The organism is Streptomyces sp. C1-1, from assembly GCF_050214755.1.
Lineage (GTDB): Bacteria > Actinomycetota > Actinomycetes > Streptomycetales > Streptomycetaceae > Streptomyces.
Genome location: NZ_CP189826.1, coordinates 4,988,894 through 5,009,834 on the forward strand (window position 1 = coordinate 4,988,894; position 20,941 = coordinate 5,009,834).

Consider the following 20,941-nt stretch of genomic DNA (forward strand, 5'->3'; position numbering starts at 1 on the left):
GACCCATTCGATGGGATGCGCGAAGACCATTCGCGATCACCTCATATGACCGCGATCACTTTTCGTGAGACCTCGAATCGCAGGGGGATTCATGCACATAGCCCGCACCGGGCTGGGCGTCGCCGCGGCCACGGCCGTCGCCGCCCTCGCGGTCACCGCCCTGGGGACCGCCGCACCCGCCGCCGTACCGCACACCCTGGCGGTACCGGCCGTCGCCGGACACACCCTGGTCCACGGCGTGAGCAGCCCGCTGACCAGCGAGCAGTGCCAGACCAAGTGGCACATCAACTGCTACACCCCGCTGCAGTACCGCACCGCGTACGACCTCAACGCCCTGTACCGCAAGGGCGTCACGGGCAAGGGCCGCACGATCGTCATCGTCGACTCCTACGGCTCGCCGACCGTCCAGCACGACCTGGACGTCTACAGCAGGCAGTTCGGGCTGCCGAGCACCAAGGTGAAGGTGGTCAAGTGGGGCCACGTGCCCGCCTTCGACCCCAAGAACTCCGACATGACGGGCTGGGCGGGCGAGACCACCCTGGACGTCGAGATGGCGCACGCGGTGGCGCCCGCCGCCAAGATCGTGGTCGTCGAGACGGCCGTCTCCGAGACCGAGGGCACCACCGGTCTGCCGGAGATGATGGACGCCGAGAAGTACCTGATCGACCACAACGTCGGCGACGTCATCAGCCAGAGCTTCGGCGCCACGGAGAACACCTTCCCCGGCTTCGACAAGGGCGACTTCTCCAGCATCAAGAAGCTGCGGTACGCCTTCCAGGACGCGAACCGCAAGCACGTGACCGTGCTGGCGGCCTCCGGTGACGGCGGCGCGACCGACCTGAAGCTGGACGGCAAGACGTACTACAACAAGCGCGTCAACTCCTGGCCCTCCTCGGACCCGCTGGTCACCTCGATCGGCGGCACCCAGCTGCACCTCGACGACAAGGGCAACCGCGTCAAGCCGGACAGCGTCTACAACGACTACGGCTCCGGCGGCGGCGGCCAGTCCCACGTCTTCACCCGCCCGTCGTTCCAGAACGGCGTGAAGAGCAAGGTCGGCACCCGCCGCGGCACCCCGGACATCTCGATGACCGCCGCGGTCAACGGCGGTGCCTGGATCTACTCCAGCTACGACCCGACCGCCGTGGGCTGGGACGTCAGCGGCGGCACCAGCGAGGCCACCCCGCTCTTCGCGGGCATCGTCGCGCTCGCCGACCAGGCGGCCGGCCACCGGGTGGGCAACATCCAGCAGGCGCTGTACGGCCTGTACGCCCACCACGCCAAGGCCAACGGCATCGTGGACGTCAACGACGGCACGAACAACAGCTACCAGGGCGTGACCGGCTACAAGGCCGTCAACGGCTACGACCTCGCCACCGGCGTCGGCACCGTGGACGCCCTGAAGTTCGTCCCGGCCCTCGCCAAGGCGAGCCGCCACGGCTGACGCACGACGACGGCACACGGAACGGCCCGGGTCCCCACCCGGGCCGTTCCCGTGCCCCCGCCGCCTCAACTCCCTTAATTGCCATGCATGTTCGGGCGGCACACCCATACGATCCCCTCGCCGCCCGCACGTCAGTTCCCCTCCGGGAACCGGCCGCGGGCATCCGAACGGGAGGGATCACTTGACCATGTCCATCGGCGCGCGTCCGCGTGCCGTCCTCGCCTCGCTGGGGACCCTCGGCCTGGCCCTGGCCGCCGCCGCGTCGCCCGCGAGCGCCGCCACCGGCACGCCGACCACGCCGACCCACCTCTTCAACGGCTACCGCGACTGCTCGGCCGACGCCGACCGCCCCACCTACCTCTGGGCAGGCACCGGCCTGGTCGTCGAGGGCGTCCCCGGGACGACCGACCCGGACGGCAACCCCTCGGTCGGTGTGCGGTACCAGGTGTGGCCGGTCGCCGACCCGACGCACGTCACGACCGTCACGCGGGACCACGCGAGCACCGGGTTCGAGGCCCCGGCCACCCTGCCCGCCGACGCCCTCGCCGACGGACAGACCTACGCCTGGCGGGCGCAGACCGTCTCCGGCACAGCGGCCTCGGACTGGTCGGCGCCCTGTTACGTCACCATCGACGACACCCACCCGGCGAACGCGCCCACCCTCACCTCGCCCAACTACCCGCCGGACGTGTGGAACCAGGGCGGCGACCGGGTCGAGTTCAAGCTCGGCGCGAACGGTGTCGACGACGTCGGCGGCTACGAGTTCTCCTGGCAGCAGGACCTCCCGGTCATCGGCACGAGCATCGGCGACCACGGCATCCCGCAGCCCGTCGACCCGTACGAGGACACCCGGTACTTCAAGCGCGCCGACCCCGACGGTTCGGCCACGCTCAGCCTGGTCCCGCCGCGCGGCTCCGGGGTGCTGACCCTGTGGGTGCGCAGCCTGGACCGGGCCCACAACGGCTCGGCGACCACGAGTTACACCTTCCGTGTGAGCTCCACCGCGCCCACCGTCACCCCGGCCGTCCCCTCGCCCGAGTTCGGCGAGCCGGCCACCTTCACGCTCACTCCCGACCCCGCGCTCCAGTCCAGGAGCCCGGTGGTGAGCTACTCGGTGCAGACCACCGGCGGCGCGGACGACAGGACCGTCGAGGTTCCCGCGGAGGCGGACGGCACGGCCCGGGTGACCCTCACCCTGGACGGCCTCTACGGCGAGCGCCTGTGGGTGAGCAGCAGGAGCGCCGACGGCTGGGTCAGCGACGAGGGCACGTGGAGCGTCTCCTACGACACCACCCCCACCGTCGCCTCGGACGTCTACCCCGAGAACGGCTCCGGCGGCGGCGCGGGCGTCCCCGGCACCTTCACCCTCACGCCGAAGGTGAAGGACGTGGTGAGCTACACGTACTCCTTCAACGGCGACCCGGAGGTCACCGTCCCCGCGGCCGCCGACGGCGCCGCGAGCCTCGACTGGACCCCTTCCACGGCCGGTGACTACGACCTCATGGTCACTGCGACGACCGGTTCGGGGCGCCAACTGGCTCCGTACGACTACTACTTCACCGTGAGCTGACCCTGTCCGAGGCGGCCGGCGTCGACGACCGCCCGGGCGAAGGCGGTGGGCGCCTCCTGCGGGACGTTGTGGCCGACGCCGGTCAGGGTCCGGTGCTCGTACGCGCCGGTGAACCTGTCCCGGTAGGCGGAGCCCCCGCCCGGAACGGTGAAGGGGTCGCGCTCGGGGTCGAGGGTGATGGTCGGCACGCCGATCGTCGGCCGCCCGGCCAGGCGCCGCTCGAGTCCGTCGTAGCGGCGCTCGCCGTCGGCGAGGCCGAGGCGCCAGCGGTAGTTGTGCACGACGACGGCCGCGTAGTCGGGGTTGTCGAAGGCCGCCGCGGTGCGCTCGAAGGTGGCGTCGTCGAAGTCCCAGGTCGGGGAGACGGTGTCCCAGACGAACCGGGTCAGGTCGTGGCGCAGGTCCGGGTCCTCCATGGCCCTGCGGCCGCGCTCGGTGGCGAAGTAGTACTGGTACCACCAGTTGTGCTCGGCCCGCGGGGCGATCGGTGCGAGCTGGGCCTCGCGGTCGGTGATGAGATACCCGCTCACCGACACCAGGGCCGTGCAGCGCTCGGGCCACAGCGCGGCGACGATGTCGGCGGTGCGCGAGCCCCAGTCGAAGCCGGCCAGCACGGCCCGTTCGATCTTCAGCGCGTCCATCAGGGCGATGACGTCGAGGGCGATCGCCGACTGCTGGGCGTTGCGGAAGGTCCGCGCGGACAGGAAGCGGGTCGTGCCGTGGCCGCGCAGATAGGGGACGATCACGCGGTAGCCCTGGCCGGCCAGGAGTGGGGCGACGTCGACGTAGCTGTGGATGTCGTACGGCCATCCGTGCAGACAGACGACCGCGGGGCCGTGGGCCGGGCCCAGCTCGGCGTAGCCGACGTCCAGCAGGCCGGCCCGGATCCGCTTCAGCCGCGGGAAGCCGGTGTGCTTGCCCGCTGCCATGTCGCGCGGGGCCACGTCGCGCGGGGCCGCGGCCGCGGGTTGTGCGCCCGGCAGCCCCGGCAGGCCGGTCACCGAGACGGTGGCCGCGCCGGTCGTGAGCCCCAGCACCTTGCCGAAACCACGCCTGTCGATCATGCGAATCCCTCCGGACGGCCGTGTCGCCGATCTGCTGGACGACTGACTGTCGCACGGGGTTCGTCACCGGTCAAGCCGGTGACGCACTCGGGGCGGCCGGGAGCGGTCGTAGCCTGTGCCGACAGGCTTCGTTCCGGAAGGATGCTCCCTATGATCATTTTTGGCACCAAGGGGTACCTCTACCAGCTCGCCATCCTCACGCTCATATGCGGACAGTGCGGCAATCCCTCCGCCCACACGCTGCGCAAGCGCGTCACGAAGTTCACCCTGTTCTTCGTTCCGCTGTTCCCGATCTCCACCAAGTACGCGACGCAGTGCACCTTCTGCGGCGCCGAGCAGAAGGTGACCAAGGAGCAGGCGGAACAGCTGCAGGCGCAGGCCGCCGCCGGGCAGGGCGGACCGGCGTACGGCCAGCCCCAGCAGCAGCCGAACCCCTACCAGCAGTGAAGGACGGTTCAGGGACGATGAGTTCCCCGTACGGCGGTGACGGCGCCGACGGCACCCAGCCGTTCGTGATCGACACGAGCAGACCCCACCCGGCCCGGATGTACGACTACTTCCTCGGCGGCAAGGACAACTACGAGGTCGACCAGGAGGCCGCCGAGCGGTTCATCAAGGCGGCCCCCGAGGTGCGGGCGGCGGTCCGGGCGAACCGGCGCTTCATGGAGCGCGCCGTCCGGTACGTCGTCGCCGAGGGCGGCGTCCGGCAGATCCTAGACATCGGCACGGGCCTGCCGACCGAGCCGAACGTGCACCAGATCGCGCGCGCCGTCGCCCCGGGGACGCGGGTGGCCTACGTCGACAACGACCCGATCGTCAGCGCCCATTCACGGACGCTGCTGGACGACGACGACACCGACACCTCCGTCGTCCTGGCCGATCTGCGCGACCCCCGGGCCGTCCTCGACCACCCGGACGTGCGCAGGGTCCTCGACTTCGACCGGCCGGTGGCGCTGCTCCTGCTGGCCGTGCTGCACTTCCTCACCGATGCCGACGACCCGGGCGCCGTCGTGGCCACCCTCCTCGACGCCCTGCCGCCCGGCTCCCACCTCGTGCTGTCCCACGCGACCGTCGACATCCACGAGGACGGCCGCGCGGACGCGGTGAAGGTCTACAACGGCGCCACCGCCACCATGAACCCGCGCGCCCACGCCCGGGTCCTGGACTTCTTCGACGGCCTCACCCTGGTCGAGCCGGGCCTGGTGCTGGTCCCCGACTGGCGCCCGCAGGAACCGCCGGAGGCCGATGCCCCGCCGATCGGCATCTACGGCGGAGTGGCCCGCAAGGACGGCTGAGGGGACGGACCCACGGCAGCCGCGGACGACGGCCTGCTCCGGCCCCTGGAGCAGGCCCTACTTCAGCCCGATGGCCGCACAGTCCGCCGCGTACTTCGGCGTGCAGATGTCCTTCACGGTGTAGACGCCGTCCTTGATCACCGTGTCCCTGATGTTGTCCTTGGTGAGGGCGACCACCGGCACGAGCATCGCCGGGATGTCCTTCTTCGTCGGACTGTCGACCGAGTCCTGGGTCAGCGCGTCGAAGGCGATGTGGCGGTCCTGCACCTTCGCCACCGCCATCTCCGCGGCGTTGGTCGCCTCCAGCAGGAACGACTTGTAGACGGTCATGCTCTGCTCGCCGGCGACGATCCGCTGCACCGCGTCCAGGTTGGCGTCCTGCCCGGTGACCGGCGGCAGCTTGGTGGCCCCCGCCTCCTTCAGGGCGTCGATGGCGGCCCCCGCCATACCGTCGTTGGCCGAGTAGACGGCGGCGATGCCGTTCAGCCCGACCGACTGGATGGCCTTGCGCATGTCGGCCTTGGCCGTGGCGGGCAGCCACTCGTCGACGTCGTACGACTTGGCTATGACCACCCGACCCTTCAGCTCGCTCAGCACCCCGGCCTTGAACAGGGCGGTGTTCGGGTCGGCGGGCGAACCGTTGATCATCACGATCTTGCTCGTGCCGGCCTTGTCGCCCAGGGCCTCGATGATCGACCGCCCCTGCACCTCGCCGACGAGCTCGTTGTCGTGCGAGATGTAGGCATCGATCGGCCCCTGCGCGAGCCGGTCGTAGGCGATCACCGGGATACCGGCGTCCTTGGCCTTCCGCACGCCCGTGGCGATGGACTTGGAGTCGACCGCGTCCACCACGATCACGTCCACCTTGCGGTCGACCAGGTCCGCGAACTGCCTGCTCTGCTTGGTCGCGCTCGCCTCGGCGTTCTCGTAGACGACCTCGCCCTTGCCGCTGGTGAGGGAGGCGACGCGCTGCTTGAACAGGGGGTAGTCGAACTTCTCGAACCGGGCGGTCTCCTTGTCCGGCAGCAGCAGCCCCACCTTGATGTCCTTGCGCCGGTTCGGAGCGGCGGAGCTGTCGCCGCCCCCCACGGCGTCGATCGCACCGCACGCGGTGAGCGAGAGGGCCGAGGTGGCGGCGACGAGCGGCAGGGCGAGACGAACCGCGGTGGTTCTGCGGGGGGTCGGAGCGTTCACTTACGGGTGCCTTCCGGGCGAGCGGGCGAGGTGCAAAAGGGCCATCGGGTAGCTGAGTAGCCAAACGGTGCCCGCGAGTCACGTCAAGACATCCGGTTGTCGTTTCGACAGTTCTACGGAATCTCCCCAACCCGACGGTAATTTCGATTGGTTGTGGCGGAGGAGTGGCCGACCCTACCTCGGCGGTGCCTCACAGCTGACATCCCGCTCGGGCAGCCGCCCGGTGGCGAGGTAGCCGTTGACCGCCGCGTCGGCACAGGCGCTGCCGTAGACGCCGAACACCGCGTGCTGGTCGGCGCCGCGCAGGGTGACCAGGCGCGAGGAGGGCCACATGCGGCGTACGGCCTCGGCGCCGTCATAGGTGGTGCGCGGGTCTCCGGTGGCGTTGACCAGCAGGGCGGGGAGGTCGGCCCGGACGGTCGTGGGCTTCTCCAAGGGCGCGTCCCAAGAGGCGCAGGCATTGATGTCCTCGGCGACGGGGCCGAACAACGGGTCCTGGACGCGGGCGCGTCGCACGTCCCGCCAGTAGACCTCCGGGTCGCGCGGGGCGGCCACGTCGCCGCACAGGATCGACGTCTGGACGCTGCCGTACGCCGACTCGGCCCCGGTCAGCTCGAACGCGAGCACGTCGGCCAGCCACGGGGACGGGGTGGAGACCCGCCGGCCGTCCGCCGCGCGCAGCAGATCCCGTACCCCTTGGGCGAGGTCGCCGTACGCGGAGGCATTGTCCTGCGAGAGGCCGTTGAGGACGAGGACGGGCACCACGTGCTCGTCGACCCGGTGGGCGCCGATCCGCAGCGGCGAGCGGGCGGCGGCCGCCTGGACGCGGTCCACCGCGGCCAGCACCCGGCCGCGGGTGCGGCCCAGTCCGTACGTGGCGTCGCGGGCGGCGGCCCAGGACGCCCAGCCCTCCAGGGCGTGCCGGTTGGCCGCCTCCACACCGCGCAGCAGCCGGGGGCCGTACCGGTCCGGGGAGATCACCCCGTCCAGCACGACCCGGTCGGTGCGTGCGGGGAACATCGAGGTGTACACCTCGCCGAGGTAACTGCCGTAGGAGTAGCCCAGGTAGGAGATCCGCCGCTCGCCGAGCGCGGCCCGCACGACGTCCATGTCACGGGCGGTGTTCCGGGTGGTCGCGTGCGGCAGCAGGTCCCCCGCGTACGTCCGGCAGCGCCTGGCCAGCTCCGCCGAGAACCGGGCCACACGCTCGAAGCCGGCCCGGTCGACGCCCGCCGATCGGAACGCCGATCCGGTCGGCCAGTGGCAGTCCAGCGGAGTGCTGCGGCCGACGAAACGGGGGTCCACGCCCACGATGTCGTACCGCGCGCCGACGTCCTTCATCGCCTGCCGCACCCACGGCGGGTCACCGATCGTCTGCCCGCCGGGTCCGCCGCTGTTGAGCAGCAGCGCGCCGACGCGGTGGGCGCCGTCGGTGGCGCGGATGCGGGAGATCGCGACGCTGACCGTACGGCCGTGGGGCCGGCCGTAGTCCAGCGGAACCGTCACGTCGGCACACCGGGCACCCGCCTGCTCCAACTCCTTGCCCATCGCGTCGTCGGGGCCCCGCAGGCAGCTCTTCCAGGTGAGGTGCTGGTGGTGGTAGCGGGCGAGAGGGTCGGCGGCCGCCGCGGCCGGCAGGGCGGCGGCGGGCAGGAGGCCGGCGGCGAGGGCGGTGGCGGCCAGGCCGAGAACGGCCCTTCTCACCGTTCCGGGCGAGTACCGCCGTAAGGAGGCTGCGGCGCGGTTCATGAAGTGGTCCCTTCCGTCGTCGGTGTCGTCCCGGTGCCGGTCGCGGGGTGCCGGTTCTCGCACAGGGCGGCCTGGACGACGGCCTGGAAGTCCTGCTCGGCCTCGAACGAGTCCGGTACCTCGTTGAGCGCGACGGCGACGCTCCGTCCGTCGGGGCCGAGGGCCGTCAGGGCCCGGTGGCCGCCCGGCACGGTCCCGGCATGGCCCCACCACAGGCCGCCGCAGCGCAGCGGGGTGGAGATCAGGCCCAGTCCGTAGCGGGCTCCCGGCCACAGCCGGTCGGGGTCGGCGGCCACCGTCCGCCGCATCTCGGCGAGTTGGGCCGCCGGCAGCAGCCGCCCGCCGAGCAGCGCGGTCGTGAACCGGGCGAGGTCGGCGGGGGTGGAGACCAGGACGCCGCCGACGCCGCCGAAGGTCATGTTCCAGTCGGTGCCGTCGACGCGGGCCGCGCCCTCCTGCGGCGTGAAGTAGCTGCGGGAGTGCGGGCCCCGGATACGGGTGTCGTGGCCATGCCTCATCACGCTAGGCACGCGCCCTGCCGGGATCACTCCGGCTGGCGGCCGGTTCGCCGGTGGTGTCAACGCCACCGCCACGCGGGGGGACAGCCCCACCGCAGTCTCCCGACGTCCCGGCGAGTGATCAAGGCCACAAGCTCGCACCCCGACCGGGAGAGCCGCTCCTGACCTGGCCGTTCACCCGACGGGTGGAGAGTGTGAAGGGAACCCGCGCAGGAGCACCACACAGGGCCCACACAGTCTTTCGAAACCCTCGTTACCGTTGCGACCCGCTCGATCCCCCCATGCGAAAAGTCGAACAGCGACACGCCGAACCGTCAGGATGACAGCGGATGGACTACTGCTCCTCGTGCCGCCGGCACCTCAACGGCGCCCTGGTGTGCCCCGGTTGTGGCGCCTACGCCCCGGACATCGCGCCGCTGACCTCCGGCGGCCGTGCCGTCGCCGCTCCCGCCGCCACGGCGGCGTGGCCGGAGCCGGTGCGGGAGCACACCGCCGCCACCCCCGCGTACGACGAGCCGGAGCCCGTCGGCGCCGACGCCGACGTCGAGGACCCGGCGCCCACGCGGGAGGGCAGGGCCGCGCGACGCCGGCAGCGGGAGCGGTGGAAGAAGAACCAGCGGCGGGCCGTCGTGGCGACCGCCGTCGCACTCGTCGGCGGCGGACTGACCGTCTCCGCGATGAACCGCGGCGGCTCCGGCCAGCAGGCCCAGGCCTCGCAGACGCCGGACGTGAAGAGCATGGGCGTCGCGGAGAGCCCGGACCAGGGCGATGCCGTCCTGCCGCCGGCCGGCACGGGCAAGCACCGCAAGCCCGCCGCCACGCCCTCCGGTTCGTCCACGAACGGCGGTGTCACGCAGGAGCGTTCCGCCAGCGCGGCCCACACCGACTCGACGCGCACGCAGCCCTACACCGTGGCCGGCACGCCCTCGACGAAGACCACGGCCGGCTCCACGCAGCAGACCTCCACGTCGGCCGGCGGTGGCTCCGGCACGACGTCGGGCCGGACGTCGAACTCCTCGACGTCCGGCGGGAGCACGACGTCGAACTCGACGTCGTCCTCGTCGTCCTCTTCCTCGTCCTCGTCCTCGACGTCCACCTCGGGAGGCTCGGACACCTCCGGGACCTCTCAGTCCACGGGCACCTCCGGCTCGGGCACCTCGACGGCGTCGACGTCCCCGTCCGGGATCTGCCTGCTCGGCCTGGTGTGCGTGAGCTGAGCGGCCCGCCCGCTCAACCCGCCTTGCCACCCGACGAGTCGGCCCCACCCGCCGACTCGCCGTCCAGGTACCGCAGTTGTACGGCTGTGACGGCACGGACGACGAAGACGCCGGCCACCGCCGCCCCGACGACGGCGGCGTCGGCCGCGAGCAGCATCCACACGTCCGTGTAGGCACGGGCGATGACGTGGTCCGTGTCGTCGGCGTACATCAGGCCCACGCCGCCGAACATGCCGAGCAGCCACAGGGCCCACCACACGTTCAGCGAGCGCGGCAGCCGCTCGCCGGGGGCGCTGTCCTGGTGGACGTCGGCGACGATGCCGCGCGGGATCCACAGGTTGGCGACGGGGATCAGCCAGCCCGCGTAGAGCCAGAAGCCGGAGTAGCGCGGCCGCCTGCCGGACAGTTCGCGCGCGTTGTCCCGCACGTTGTCCAGCCAGACGACGAAGAGGATCGCGCAGATCGCCGCGGTGATCCCGCCCGCGCTGCTGATCAGGTGGTACGCGTTCTCCAGCGAGGTCAACGGGCGGTGTTCGCCGCCGCCCTGGTCCGGCGGCCCCGAGGCCGGCTCCCCGGTCACGGCCAGCCGGATCTCCCAGACGGCCCGCAGCGCCCAGGCGGCACCGGCCAGGCCGAGCGCGACGGCGGTCAGCCGGGCCGGGGTGCGGACCGGACGCAGCGCGGGAAGGGGAGTGGGGGGTGGTGTCACTATGTGGTCGCTCACCGGGGCATCTTCGCGGACCCCGCCTCCCACCCGCCAGGACGACAGGCCGTGTTCACCGCACCGGCGTGCGGTGAACACCCAAATCGCCCTTCTTCTCCGCTAGTTGGAGAAGTAGATGTACTTCCACCCGGTGTACGTCGAGCTGTTGACGGTGTCGCCCGACGAGCCGTTGATGTACGCCGCCCGTACCCGGGCCTTGATGCCGGACTCGCCCGCGGCGCCCAGGCTCACGGCCGACTTGCCGTTCGTGCCGAGGTCGAAGTACTCAGGGCTGCCGTCGACCGGGTACCACTGGCCGGCGTAGTAGACCTCCAGCTCCAGGCGCTGCTTGCGGCCCGGGTAGTAGGTCATGCTCGTGGTGACGATCGGCGACGTGTTCTTGTGGAACCAGTAGTACGTGCGCGAGCCGATCTTGGCCTTCTTGTAGTGCTTGGTGATCGCCGTGGAGACGTTCACCTTCGCGTAGGCCGTGACCTTGACGGTCCTCGGCTTGTAGCGGGCATCGCCCTTGAAGACGGCCGTGACGTCGGTGTCCCGGGTCATGTCGACCGTGCCGGAGAGGTTGCCGTGGGAGTCGACCCGGCCGGACTTGACGAGCTTGTTGGGCTTGTCGCCGCCGAAGGGGTTGGCCCAGATCTCGACCGTGCGGTTCTTGTACGTCGTACCGAGGTGGGCCGTGAACTTCACGTCCTTGCCGTACGCGTACAGCTTGCCGTTGTTGTTCAGCGTCAGCGCCGGCGTGGCGCGGGAGACGTCGACCGCGTCGGAGCCGGAGGCGGCCGCGTGGGTCGCGTCGCCCGCGAAGGACACCTTGTAGGTGACCTTGCCACCGGCCGGCGGGGTGTCGGTGAAGGAGAAGCTCCCGTCGGCCTTCGTCGCGACGGCGGCCAGCGCCTTGCCGCTCGGCGAGTCCAGGTCGGTGCGGGTGACCTTCAGGCTCGTGCCCGCCGGGAGGGCCGTCATCGAGGTCAGCTTGCCGGTGACGGTGAGCTTCTTGGCCCGGTCCGCCTTGGTGGGGGCCGACACCTTCAGGGTGGGCAGCTCCTTGGTGGGGTCGGTCAGCGCCCGCAGGGTGTAGACGCCGCCGTCGTTCTCGGAGACGGCGAAGAGCCTGCTGCTGTCCGGCGCCCACGCCAGGGCGGCGTCCACCAGGGTGTCGGAGCCGCTGCTGCTCCCGGTGTTGGGGAAGTCGTACTCGCGCACCGGCTTGGTGCCGCCGGGCCGGAAGACGTGCACGTCGGGGTCGTACCAGGAGAAGGAGCCGCCGGCGACGGAGCCGTCGGGGGCGACGCTCACCGCGTTCGGGTAGGCGTTGCCCGGGTAGTCCCTCACCTTGCTCAGATCGGTGGTGGAGTACGCCGGGAAGCCGTAGCCGCTGCCCCAGGAGGTCAGGACCTGCTTGCCGTCGGGCGTGATGTCGACCTGCTTGCCGCCGGAGTCGAGGTTGCCCTTGACCCGCAGCTTCGCACCGTCCGCCGAGACGTCGTACACGGCCAGCGTGCTGCCGTCGCCGGCCGCCAGGACACCCGGTGCGGACGGGTCGGCGCCCAGGTGCACCTGGCCCGACAGGTCGCCCGGCGCCTGGTCGAGGTGGACCGCCGACTCGCCGCCGGCCGGGTCGACGAACCCGAGGTCGGAGTCGTAGGAGAACCAGATCCGGCCGTCCACGACCTCGAGGTCGCGCGGCGCGGCCGTGCCCAGCGGGTAGCTCAGGGCCGGGGTCACCGTCTGCGTGTCCACGGTGACGATCCGGTTCTCGCCCTTGACCGCCGCGTACAGCGTGCCGGAGTCGGCCGACAGCGCCAGACCGGTCACCCCGGGCTCGCTCCCCAGGGTCGCCCGGACGGTGCCGGAGTAGTCGGCGACGAGGATCTTCCCGCCCACCGGGTCGGAGATGTACACCACCTTGTGGACGCCGTCGACGACCATGTCGCCGACCGACTTCACCGGAAGGATCTTTGCGGAGTCGGCCGCGGCCGGTCCCGCCACGCCGACGGCGAGCGCCGCCGAGCCGAAGAGGACCGCGAGCGCCGTCGCGGTCGAGATGCTGCGCATGCGCACAGTACTGATACCCCCACGAGAGAACCCGGTGTCGCACCGGGTGGTCGAAAGCGCCGCGCGGCACCCGGGCACGACCGCTCGATGGCGGTGGCGCACGGGGCGCGGCTGCTGTCAGCAGCGTATGTCATGCCTGTGACAGTCGTGGAGGGAGTTTCAGGTGAGGGGGAGGTTTCGTGCGGGTGGCGCTCAGCCCTCGCCGTCCTCGTCACGCCGCAGCACCGTCACCCGGCGGAAGTTGCACACGGTTTCCGGCAGGCGGTCCGCGCCAGGCGCCGCGCCCTGCCCGTCGTGGGCCTTGAGGGCGACGCTGACCAGGCTGAGCAGCAGGTCCACGTCGGCGTCGCAGTCGAGGTGGACGGTGACCCAGCGCGAACCCGGCACCAGACGGATCGCGGACGACTCCGCGAAGTCGTGGTGCAGCCGCTGGATCGCACGGGCCGTGAGATGGAGGTCCACGTCCCGTCCGGAGTGGAAGTGCACGATCTCGTCCCGCGCCGAACGCAACGCCCGGCCCGTTCCGCAGCCGGCCTCGCACGGGGTGAGGTCGGGCCATGCCGCGAGTCGGTCCATGGCCTTCTGAGCCGGTGTCATGTGCTCATGGTGAGGTGCTCACCGCGGCGACACCAGGCATTGCGGCAACCGTAACCCTCAAGAGACGTGGCCTCGCCAATCACGTCGTTTGGGTGATAATCGGTACATGAGTACCGCGACGTTCGAAATTGCGGCCACGTCAGGTGACGTACTCAACGTGATCGCCGCCTTCGTCGGTGGCCTGGTCATCGCCGGTGCCCTGATCTGGGCCTTCTGGTTCGGCATGCGGGTGAGCGACCGCGAGCTGCCGCGGCCCGCACCGGGCGAGCAGCCCCACCTTCCCGCGGGCGGAGCCGTCCACGAGATGAGCGAGGTACGCGAACCGGACGAGGTCCCGCACGCGGAGGACGGCGAGCGCATGATGCCGTACGAGCTGCACCACGCGGGGACCCGGACCGGAAAGGATCAGCACCGCCGGCGCTGGATGCCCGGCTCCAGCGGCTCCTTCGGCAGCGGCGGTCTGGGACACAGGTAGCGCCCCGGCCGCTCGGGCGGTTGCGCGCTCAGGCCATCCAGAAGAAGACCGCCGTCATCCGCTTCTCCTCCAGCGTCCTGCCGGTGTAACCGGTGGCGCTGTGCACGAGGTTGGCGTTGTAGAGGAGCAGCCGGTTGTACCGGTGCGGGACGCGTACGTCCTCCTCGAAGTGGTCGGCCGGCACGTACCGGGTGCCGAGGGCCTCGACGAGGTTGTTGTGCGGGGCCTGGACGATGTTGCCGCCGAGCCGGCCGCCGGGCAGGGACTGACGGTAGAAGGCGGTGCCGCAGTCCTTGCCGACGCCCGGGTTGAGGTACAGCACGGCCGCGTACCGGCACAGCGCCCGCGAGTCGGTGTGCGGACGCGGCTCGCTCTCGCCCTCGCCGACGACCTGGACGCAGTTGTGGTTGAGGGTTCCGCCCCCGGGCGCCTTCTGCACCCACAGCTCCTTCGCCCCGGTCGCCTGCCGCACCAGGCGCTCCACCCGGGCGAGTTCCGCGGGTTCGAGCCCCGGCATGGTGCGCAGACCGGGCCAGGTCTCCGAGGTGTAGGGGTAGCCCCGGACCCAGTCGTCCTTCGCCAGACAGCGCGCGCGTACGGCGTCCACATCGGGCAGCACGTCGTCGAGGACCCAGTAGTCGCGGCCCTTGGTGGGCTTGCGGTACGGCAGGACGGGAAGGGCCGCGGGGACCCGGGGCGCGGGCTGTGGGGGCATGGGCCGAATCTAGGTCGGGGGCGCGTCTCGACTCTCCCGAGAAGTGGTCAACATTCCGTCAACGCATGTCATGAGCACCACCGCATGATCCGGCTCACACCCGTGGGATTTTACCGAATCAAAAGGTTCCGATCGCCGGTGCCGTCCGTACTCACCTCCGTCCGACCCCCGCCGCACGAAGGCGGGACACCCGATTGGGCAGGAGGCACGGTGCGCTTTTCGCGGAACGCGACGGGAACTCTCTTCGTGGGCGGTGCCCTGAGTCTGACCCTCGTCGCACTCGCCTATCCCTCGATGCTCGGGGTGAACACCGTGTCCAGTTCGGGGACGAGAGTCATCGCGCAGACCCAGTGGGGCCCACTGACCGAGGCGGACCGGGACTTCGTGGTCAAGGTGCGCGCCGCCGGCCTGTGGGAGTACCCCGTCGGCCAACTGGGCCTGCAGAAGGGGCAGAGCGCGGCAGTCAAGACCGCCAGCAAGCACCTCATCGACGGTCACGCGGCGCTGGACGCCAGCTGCCGCAAGATCAGCACGATGCTGAACATCACGATCCCCAACGTGGCGAGCCCCCAGCAGGTGGGGTTCGTCAACACGCTCAAGGCGGACAGCGGCAAGCAGTTCGACACCGACTTCGCCAACATCCTTCGCGTGACGCACGGTTCGATCTTCAACACCATCGCGAAGATCCGCTCCACCACCAAGAACACGGTGGTGCGAACCCTGGCCGACCAGGCCAACGCCACGGTGCTGGACCACATCACGGTCATGGAGAACACCGGTCTGGTCAACTTCGACCAGGTGCTCTTCCAAGAGACGACCCCGCCGAAACTGCCCGCCAAGGACCTGACCCCGCCGCCCCCGGTCGCCGGTCAGCCCTCACGCCGCCGGTGGACAGCACCACCCAACCCCCGGTCCTGCCGGGCGAGTCCAGCGCGAACGCCAGCCCCACCCCCACCGTGGGCTGAGCGACGGACAGCGGAAGCCACTCCTCCCGCTTGTGTCGAAATTGTGATGGACGGTTGAACTACCGCTGCGTCACCGCAGGTTGACAGCGTTCGATCACGGGATCCACGATGTGAGCGCACCGAGGCTCATGTGACCAGTGAGCCCGGTGTTTCTCCGACCATCACCCCGGCAGGGCCGGCCGCCGCATGCCCTCACGCTGCCCGCGCGGCCCTCGCCGGGTGCTGCACATGCCGAAGTGGGGATCCCGCCATGTCCATAGCGAGCCGTGTCACCGCGCGCCGACTCCTCGGAACGGGCGCCACGTCGCTCGCCCTCTGCGCCGCCACCGTCGCCGCCGCCTCCGGTGCCTGGGCCCACGGCGGCGCCTCCGGCGGCGACGGCTGGAAGTCGGGCGGCTCCTACCGGCCCGGCACGGGCGCCGGCACCAAGACCGAGACCGACCGCTGCCAGTTCTCCCTCGACGGCACCGACTTCTACGACTCCGTCAAGGTCGACGACCAGAACCTCAAGCCCACCGACGACGGCAAGGTCCACATCAAGGTCCGCACCGCCGGCGACGCCGCCACCTGCACCGCCTCGCTCGCCTCCTACCTCGCCCACGGCGCCACCTTCGCCACCTCGGGCGAGCAGGTCTTCGTCGACTTCGACACGGTGACGGTCAAGCCCGGCCAGACCGACTCCCTGGACATCGCGGTGCCGGACGCGGGCTGCTTCGCGCAGATCGACCTCTACAGGGGCGCCACCAAGTTCGACGGCAAGCAGGGCGCCGACGACGGCTTCGAGCACGGCGACCTGCCGGCCGGCCCGGACCACGCGGTCATCAAGGACAAGCTGATCGCGTCCTGGAACGGCGGCACGAAGGACTGCACGACCACCGAGTCGCAGCCCCCGGCCACGCCCTCCACGACCCCGTCCACCCCGGCCGAGGAGAGCCCCACCCCGACGCCCAGCGCCTCGGAGTCGACGCCGGACACCCCCGTGGCGTCCGCGTCCACCAGCGTCCCGGCGGCCACGCCGAACGGCGGCGGAGGCGACCTCGCCGAGACCGGCGGCGGCAGCGACTCCGCGATGATCGCCGGCGGCGCGGCGGTCCTCCTGGCCGGCGGCGCGGCGATCGTCGTCGCGAGCCGACGCCGGCGCGGCGCCCGCTCCTGAACCACTCCCGAACGACGGACGCCCCGGGGGTCCCCCGCTCCGGGGCGTCCGTCATGCCCGCACGCCGTCAGGTCGCGTCGGCGGCACAGTGCTTGAGCAGCAGCCGTACGTCCTCGTCGACGACCCGGTAGCGCACGACGCGTCCCTCCTTCTCCCCGGCGACCACGCCGGCCGCGCGCAGCAGCCGCAGTGCCTGGGAGACGGCCGGGTCGTTCATGCCGGTCGCGATCGCCAGGTCCGACACGGCCAGCGGCCCCGTGCGATGCAGCGCGAGCAGCAGGGCCAGCCGCTTGGGGTCGGCCAGCAGGGAGAAGCGGTCGGCCCACGTACGCACATGGGCCTCGTCACCGATGGCGGCGATGGCGTCGCACACCCGGTGGCCGTCGATGGTGCGCCGGTCTGCGCGATCGGCCGGGACGAGATGCATGGGGTCATCCTCGCAGTCCCCGATGTGATCTTGAATACCTGCGCAGGTACGCAGCTATGCAGGGATGCGTACGGTCGCCTACGGTGAGCGGGCCGTGGCGTTCGGGAATCCGGTGCGATACCGGAGCGGCCCTCGCCACTGAAATCGGGGAGTCCCCGTCCCGCGTCCCGCAAGGGACAGCCACTGGTCGTCTCACGACGGCTGGGAAGGCAGGGATGACGGACGCACGACCCGTAAGCCAGGAGACCGGCCACGGCAGCTCACGAAAGATCCACGAGGTGCTGGAGCTGATCGCATGACCCTGCCCGAGAGCAAGGACGTCTCCTTCCGCTGGCGGCGCGAGGACACCGTCAAGACCGCCGGACTGGTGGCGGTGATCGCCGCCCTCCACATCGTCGCCTTCGGAATCCTCTTCCTCCTGGTGGTCCCCGGCCACTACGAGGTCGGCTCCAAGGCCTTCGGCATCGGCCTGGGCATCACCGCCTACACGCTGGGCGTGCGGCACGCCTTCGACGCCGACCACATCGCCGCGATCGACAACACCACCCGCAAGCTGATGGCCGACGGCAAGCGGCCGGTGTCGGTCGGGTTCTGGTTCGCGCTGGGGCACTCCAGCGTGGTGATCGTGCTGGCCGTGATGATCGCGGCGGGCACGCAGCTGGCCGACAAGGTGACCAACCAGAACTCCGGCACCCACCAGGTCCTCGGCTTCCTGGGGACCACGGTCGCCGGCACCTTCCTCTATCTCATCGCCGCGCTCAACCTGGTGGCCCTGGTCGGCATCGTGCGCGTCTTCCGGGCGATGCGGGCGGGCACGTACGACGAGAACGAGCTCCAACGCCACCTCGACTCCCGCGGTTTCATGAACCGCTTCCTCGGCCGACTCACCCGGTCCATCAGCCGCCCCGGCCAGATGTACCCGGTGGGCTTCCTGTTCGGGCTGGGCTTCGAGACGGCCACCGAGGTCACCCTCATGGTGATGGCCGGCTCCGGAGCGGCGGCGGGCCTGCCCTGGTACGCGATCCTCTGCCTCCCCCTCCTCTTCACCGCGGGCATGTGCCTGTTCGACACGCTCGACGGCACCTTCATGAACTTCGCCTACCAGTGGGCGTTCTCCAACCCGGTCCGCAAGGTCTTCTACAACCTGACCATCACCGGCCTGTCCATCGTGGTCGCCTTCTTCATCGGCACGATGGAACTCGCGGGCCTGGACGTCGGCAACATCGGCTACGTCATCGTCGGCCTGTTCGTACTCGTATGGGCGGCCGCACTGGCCTACTGGCGCCTGGCGAAGGTGGAGCAGCGCTGGACGGCAAGAGCGGCCGAAGCGGACTAGGACCGCTCGACAGTCGCCAGATACAACTTCACGAACCGCTCCACGTCCACGTCCAACGCCACATCCACCAGAGCCTGTTCACGGGCGCCGTCATGGTGCTCGGCCTCGCCGGGCCGAGGGCGCCGGTCGACGATGGTCTGCCCTCGCGTCGGCCCCGGCGCGAGGGAGACCTCGACGGGGAGGAGCCGCGTGCCGATCCCCGCGGGGTCGACGACGGCGCACACGGCACCCGCGTCCCCCAGCCCACCGGCCTCCTCGGCCTCGGGCGCCTCACCGGGATGGGCCGGCCGATGGGCGAGAAGCTCACCGGCGAGCCGGGTGCCCGCTTCACCGCTGGCACGCAACCGATGCACATCCGCACTGGGCACGACGACCCGGGTGAAGACATCGAGCCCGTACATGGTGATCGGCACCCCGGCGGTCAGCAGCACCGCGGCCGCCTCTGGGTCGTGCCAGACGTTGAACTCGGCGACGGGCGTGGCGTTGCCGGTCGCCACCGCGCCGCCCATGAACACGATCCGCTCGATGTTGCGGGTGACCTCGGGATGGGTCCGCAGCAGCAGCGCGATGTTGGTCAGGGGAGCGGTGGGGATCAGGGTCACCGGACGCGGCGAGGCGAGGATCTCCCTGCGCAGCAGAGTCACCGCGTCCACGTCGACCGGCATCCGGCCGGGCGCGGGCAGCCCGAGATCCCCCATGCCGTCGGCCCCGTGCACCGGGGCCGGCCGCGCGGGCTCGATCAACGGCCGCTCGGCACCCCGGGCGACCGGAATGTCGGGCGCCCCGGCCTGCTCCAGCACGGTCAACGTATTACGGACAACGCCGTCCACGTCCGTGTTGCCGGCGACACAGGTCACCGCCCGCAGATCGAGCCCCGGATGCCGCACGGCGAACAACAGCGCCAGGGCGTCGTCGACACCGGTGTCACAGTCGATGATCACCGGAATACCAGGCACGACGAACTCCTCTCGACACCCCCTGCACCGGCGACTCTACGAGGGATACCGCACCCGGGCCAGAAGCGCCCGGCAGCCGCGTACGGCGAGAAGGGGCCGCGGCGGGGGGTGCCCGCCCGCAGTGTCGGGCGTCAAGAAAACCGCACGTACACACCCACAGCACCGCCCGACCGAGGACGGACACCCCCCGCCGCGGCCCCGCCCCACCGAGAACGCAAGGCGCTACGCCCACAACTCGCACCCACGCGCGGCGACCCGCTCCCCGATCCGCCGCACCAGCTCCGCGCCGGACATCGCACCCACCTGCCGCCCGTCCCGCAGCCGTACCGCCACCTGGTCACCGCCGGCCTCACGGGCACCGATCACGGCCTGGTACGGCACCAGCCGAGCGCCCCGGATCCGGGCGCCCAGACTCCCGCCCTCCGGCCCCACCAGCTCCACCCGCAGCCCCACCGCCAGCGCCCGCCGCACCAGCTCTTCCGCGACCGCCCGCTGCTCCTCCGAGACCGGCAGCACCACGAGCTGTACTGGCGCGAGCCACACGGGGAACGCGCCGCCGTGCTCCTCGACGAGGTGCGCGACCACCCGCTCCACGCTGCCGATGATGCTGCGGTGCACCATGACGGGCCGGTGCTTCGCGCCGTCGGCGCCGATGTAGTGCAGGCCGAATCGTTCGGGCTGGTGGAAGTCGATCTGCACGGTGGACAGAGTGGCCTCTCGTCCCGCGGAGTCGACGACCTGCACATCGATCTTCGGCCCGTAGAAGGCTGCTTCCCCCGCGACGGCCTCGTACGCGACACCGACACCGTCCAACACTTCCCGCAGCAACCCGACGGCCCGCTCCCAAACGCCCTCCCCGGCAACGTACTTGCCGCCCTCACCCGGCAGGGAGAGCCGATAGCGGGCCGCCCGGACACCCAGATCGGCATAGGCCCGCCGGATGAGCCGAAGAGCCTCCCGAGCCTCCTCGACGGCCTGGTCCGGGGTGCAGAAGACATGGGCGTCGTTGAGCTGGATGGCCCGCACCCGGGTGAGCCCGCCGAGCACACCCGACAGCTCGGACCGGTACATGCCCCCCACCTCGGCGATCCGCAGCGGCAGCTCACGGTAACTGTGCGACCGAGAACGGTAGATGAGCGCGTGATGCGGACACAGACTGGGCCGCAGCACGACCTCCTCACCACCCAGCCGCATCGGCGGGAACATGTCGTCGCCGTAGTGGGACCAGTGCCCGGAGATCTCGTACAGCTCCCGTTTGCCCAGCACGGGCGAGTACACGTGCCGGTACCCGGCGGCGCGCTCGACCTCGCGGACGTACTCCTCCAGCGCGTGCCGCACGATCGCCCCGTCGGGCAGCCAGTACGGCAGCCCCGCGCCCATCAGCGGGTCGGTGTCGAACAGTTCCAGCTCACGGCCGAGGCGGCGGTGGTCGTACATGGTCGTTCTCCTCACGGTGAGAGGGCGAGCGGCCACGACAGAACCCC

The 20,941-nt window shown here is 71.0% G+C and carries 19 protein-coding genes, 1 pseudogene and 1 riboswitch; of the genes and pseudogenes, 9 read left to right on the forward strand and 11 right to left on the reverse strand.

Going from position 1 to position 20,941, the window contains the following annotated elements; translation table 11 throughout:
* Positions 1–91: 91 nt before the first annotated feature.
* The gene (locus ACQF4J_RS22775; RefSeq protein ID WP_351569176.1) at positions 92–1,444 is read left to right on the forward strand and encodes a S53 family peptidase; all 1,353 of its coding nucleotides are present in this window, start codon (positions 92–94) and stop codon (positions 1,442–1,444) included.
* Between the two features lie 187 nt (positions 1,445–1,631).
* Positions 1,632–3,014 carry a hypothetical protein gene (locus ACQF4J_RS22780; protein ID WP_351804160.1) on the forward strand — a complete coding sequence of 461 codons (1,383 nt, stop codon included), beginning with the start codon at positions 1,632–1,634 and terminating at the stop codon, positions 3,012–3,014.
* Here the strand turns inward: ACQF4J_RS22780 and ACQF4J_RS22785 are convergent.
* Positions 2,996–4,078 (reverse strand): alpha/beta fold hydrolase, encoded by a 1,083-nt coding sequence (locus ACQF4J_RS22785; RefSeq protein ID WP_427166705.1) that lies wholly within the window; start codon positions 4,076–4,078, stop codon positions 2,996–2,998. The two genes, ACQF4J_RS22780 and ACQF4J_RS22785, sit on opposite strands and share 19 nt — an antisense overlap.
* Positions 4,079–4,228: 150 nt before the next feature.
* On the opposite strand from ACQF4J_RS22785, the gene ACQF4J_RS22790 reads away from it, so the two are divergent.
* Positions 4,229–4,525 carry a zinc-ribbon domain-containing protein gene (locus ACQF4J_RS22790; protein WP_351569182.1) on the forward strand — a complete coding sequence of 99 codons (297 nt, stop codon included), beginning with the start codon at positions 4,229–4,231 and terminating at the stop codon, positions 4,523–4,525.
* A gap of 17 nt (positions 4,526–4,542) precedes the next feature.
* On the forward strand, positions 4,543–5,373 hold the full coding sequence (locus ACQF4J_RS22795; protein ID WP_427166707.1) for an SAM-dependent methyltransferase: 831 nt from the start codon (positions 4,543–4,545) through the stop codon (positions 5,371–5,373).
* A gap of 57 nt (positions 5,374–5,430) precedes the next feature.
* On the opposite strand, the gene ACQF4J_RS22800 is transcribed toward ACQF4J_RS22795, so the two are convergent.
* The 3 genes and pseudogenes from ACQF4J_RS22800 to ACQF4J_RS22810 form a co-directional block, all read right to left on the reverse strand.
* Positions 5,431–6,567 (reverse strand): sugar ABC transporter substrate-binding protein, encoded by a 1,137-nt coding sequence (locus tag ACQF4J_RS22800; protein WP_351569188.1) that lies wholly within the window; start codon positions 6,565–6,567, stop codon positions 5,431–5,433.
* A gap of 174 nt (positions 6,568–6,741) precedes the next feature.
* A complete protein-coding gene (locus ACQF4J_RS22805; RefSeq protein ID WP_427166708.1) occupies positions 6,742–8,316 on the reverse strand; it encodes an alpha/beta hydrolase in 1,575 nt (524 codons plus the stop codon).
* Positions 8,313–8,825, reverse strand: a pseudogene (locus ACQF4J_RS22810) (serine hydrolase); the annotation flags it as partial. The pseudogene ACQF4J_RS22810 and the gene ACQF4J_RS22805, both read right to left, overlap by 4 nt.
* 338 nt (positions 8,826–9,163) lie before the next feature.
* Here ACQF4J_RS22810 and ACQF4J_RS22815 point away from each other — a divergent pair.
* The gene (locus ACQF4J_RS22815; RefSeq protein WP_351804097.1) at positions 9,164–10,051 is read left to right on the forward strand and encodes an SCO2400 family protein; all 888 of its coding nucleotides are present in this window, start codon (positions 9,164–9,166) and stop codon (positions 10,049–10,051) included.
* Between the two features lie 13 nt (positions 10,052–10,064).
* Here the strand turns inward: ACQF4J_RS22815 and ACQF4J_RS22820 are convergent, their stop codons facing one another.
* The 3 genes from ACQF4J_RS22820 to ACQF4J_RS22830 all read right to left on the reverse strand — a co-directional run bounded on the left by ACQF4J_RS22820 (position 10,065) and on the right by ACQF4J_RS22830 (position 13,427).
* Positions 10,065–10,775, reverse strand: a complete 711-nt coding sequence (locus ACQF4J_RS22820) for a DUF4328 domain-containing protein (RefSeq protein ID WP_351569202.1) — start codon at positions 10,773–10,775, stop codon at positions 10,065–10,067.
* A 99-nt stretch (positions 10,776–10,874) separates the two neighbouring features.
* Complete coding sequence (locus ACQF4J_RS22825; RefSeq protein ID WP_351804099.1) at positions 10,875–12,830, reverse strand: WD40 repeat domain-containing protein; 1,956 nt, start codon at positions 12,828–12,830, stop codon at positions 10,875–10,877.
* Between the two features lie 192 nt (positions 12,831–13,022).
* Entirely contained in the window at positions 13,023–13,427 is a 405-nt protein-coding gene (locus tag ACQF4J_RS22830) for a luciferase family protein (RefSeq protein ID WP_351804101.1), read from the reverse strand.
* 106 nt (positions 13,428–13,533) lie between these two features.
* On the opposite strand from ACQF4J_RS22830, the gene ACQF4J_RS22835 reads away from it, so the two are divergent.
* Positions 13,534–13,902 (forward strand): DUF6479 family protein, encoded by a 369-nt coding sequence (locus ACQF4J_RS22835; protein WP_351569211.1) that lies wholly within the window; start codon positions 13,534–13,536, stop codon positions 13,900–13,902.
* A gap of 28 nt (positions 13,903–13,930) precedes the next feature.
* On the opposite strand, the gene ACQF4J_RS22840 is transcribed toward ACQF4J_RS22835, so the two are convergent.
* Entirely contained in the window at positions 13,931–14,617 is a 687-nt protein-coding gene (locus tag ACQF4J_RS22840; protein WP_351804103.1) for a DUF6445 family protein, read from the reverse strand.
* Positions 14,618–14,827: 210 nt separating this feature from the next.
* On the opposite strand from ACQF4J_RS22840, the gene ACQF4J_RS22845 reads away from it, so the two are divergent.
* Positions 14,828–15,640, forward strand: a complete 813-nt coding sequence (locus ACQF4J_RS22845; protein ID WP_427166712.1) for a DUF4142 domain-containing protein — start codon at positions 14,828–14,830, stop codon at positions 15,638–15,640.
* A gap of 192 nt (positions 15,641–15,832) precedes the next feature.
* On the forward strand, positions 15,833–16,738 hold the full coding sequence (locus tag ACQF4J_RS22850; protein ID WP_351569217.1) for an LAETG motif-containing sortase-dependent surface protein: 906 nt from the start codon (positions 15,833–15,835) through the stop codon (positions 16,736–16,738).
* Between the two features lie 67 nt (positions 16,739–16,805).
* Here the strand turns inward: ACQF4J_RS22850 and ACQF4J_RS22855 are convergent, their stop codons facing one another.
* A complete protein-coding gene (locus ACQF4J_RS22855) occupies positions 16,806–17,165 on the reverse strand; it encodes an ArsR/SmtB family transcription factor (RefSeq protein WP_351569220.1) in 360 nt (119 codons plus the stop codon).
* Positions 17,166–17,243: 78 nt separating this feature from the next.
* Positions 17,244–17,433, forward strand: a riboswitch (cobalamin riboswitch).
* A 27-nt stretch (positions 17,434–17,460) separates the two neighbouring features.
* Between ACQF4J_RS22855 and ACQF4J_RS22860 the strand changes: the two genes are divergently transcribed.
* Positions 17,461–18,501 carry a HoxN/HupN/NixA family nickel/cobalt transporter gene (locus tag ACQF4J_RS22860; RefSeq protein ID WP_427166714.1) on the forward strand — a complete coding sequence of 347 codons (1,041 nt, stop codon included), beginning with the start codon at positions 17,461–17,463 and terminating at the stop codon, positions 18,499–18,501.
* On the opposite strand, the gene ACQF4J_RS22865 is transcribed toward ACQF4J_RS22860, so the two are convergent.
* Positions 18,498–19,457 carry a nucleoside hydrolase gene (locus tag ACQF4J_RS22865; RefSeq protein ID WP_427166716.1) on the reverse strand — a complete coding sequence of 320 codons (960 nt, stop codon included), beginning with the start codon at positions 19,455–19,457 and terminating at the stop codon, positions 18,498–18,500. The genes ACQF4J_RS22860 and ACQF4J_RS22865 overlap by 4 nt on opposite strands.
* Positions 19,458–19,679: 222 nt before the next feature.
* A complete protein-coding gene (gene thrS / locus ACQF4J_RS22870; protein WP_427166717.1) occupies positions 19,680–20,894 on the reverse strand; it encodes a threonine--tRNA ligase in 1,215 nt (404 codons plus the stop codon).
* Positions 20,895–20,941 lie beyond the last annotated feature (47 nt).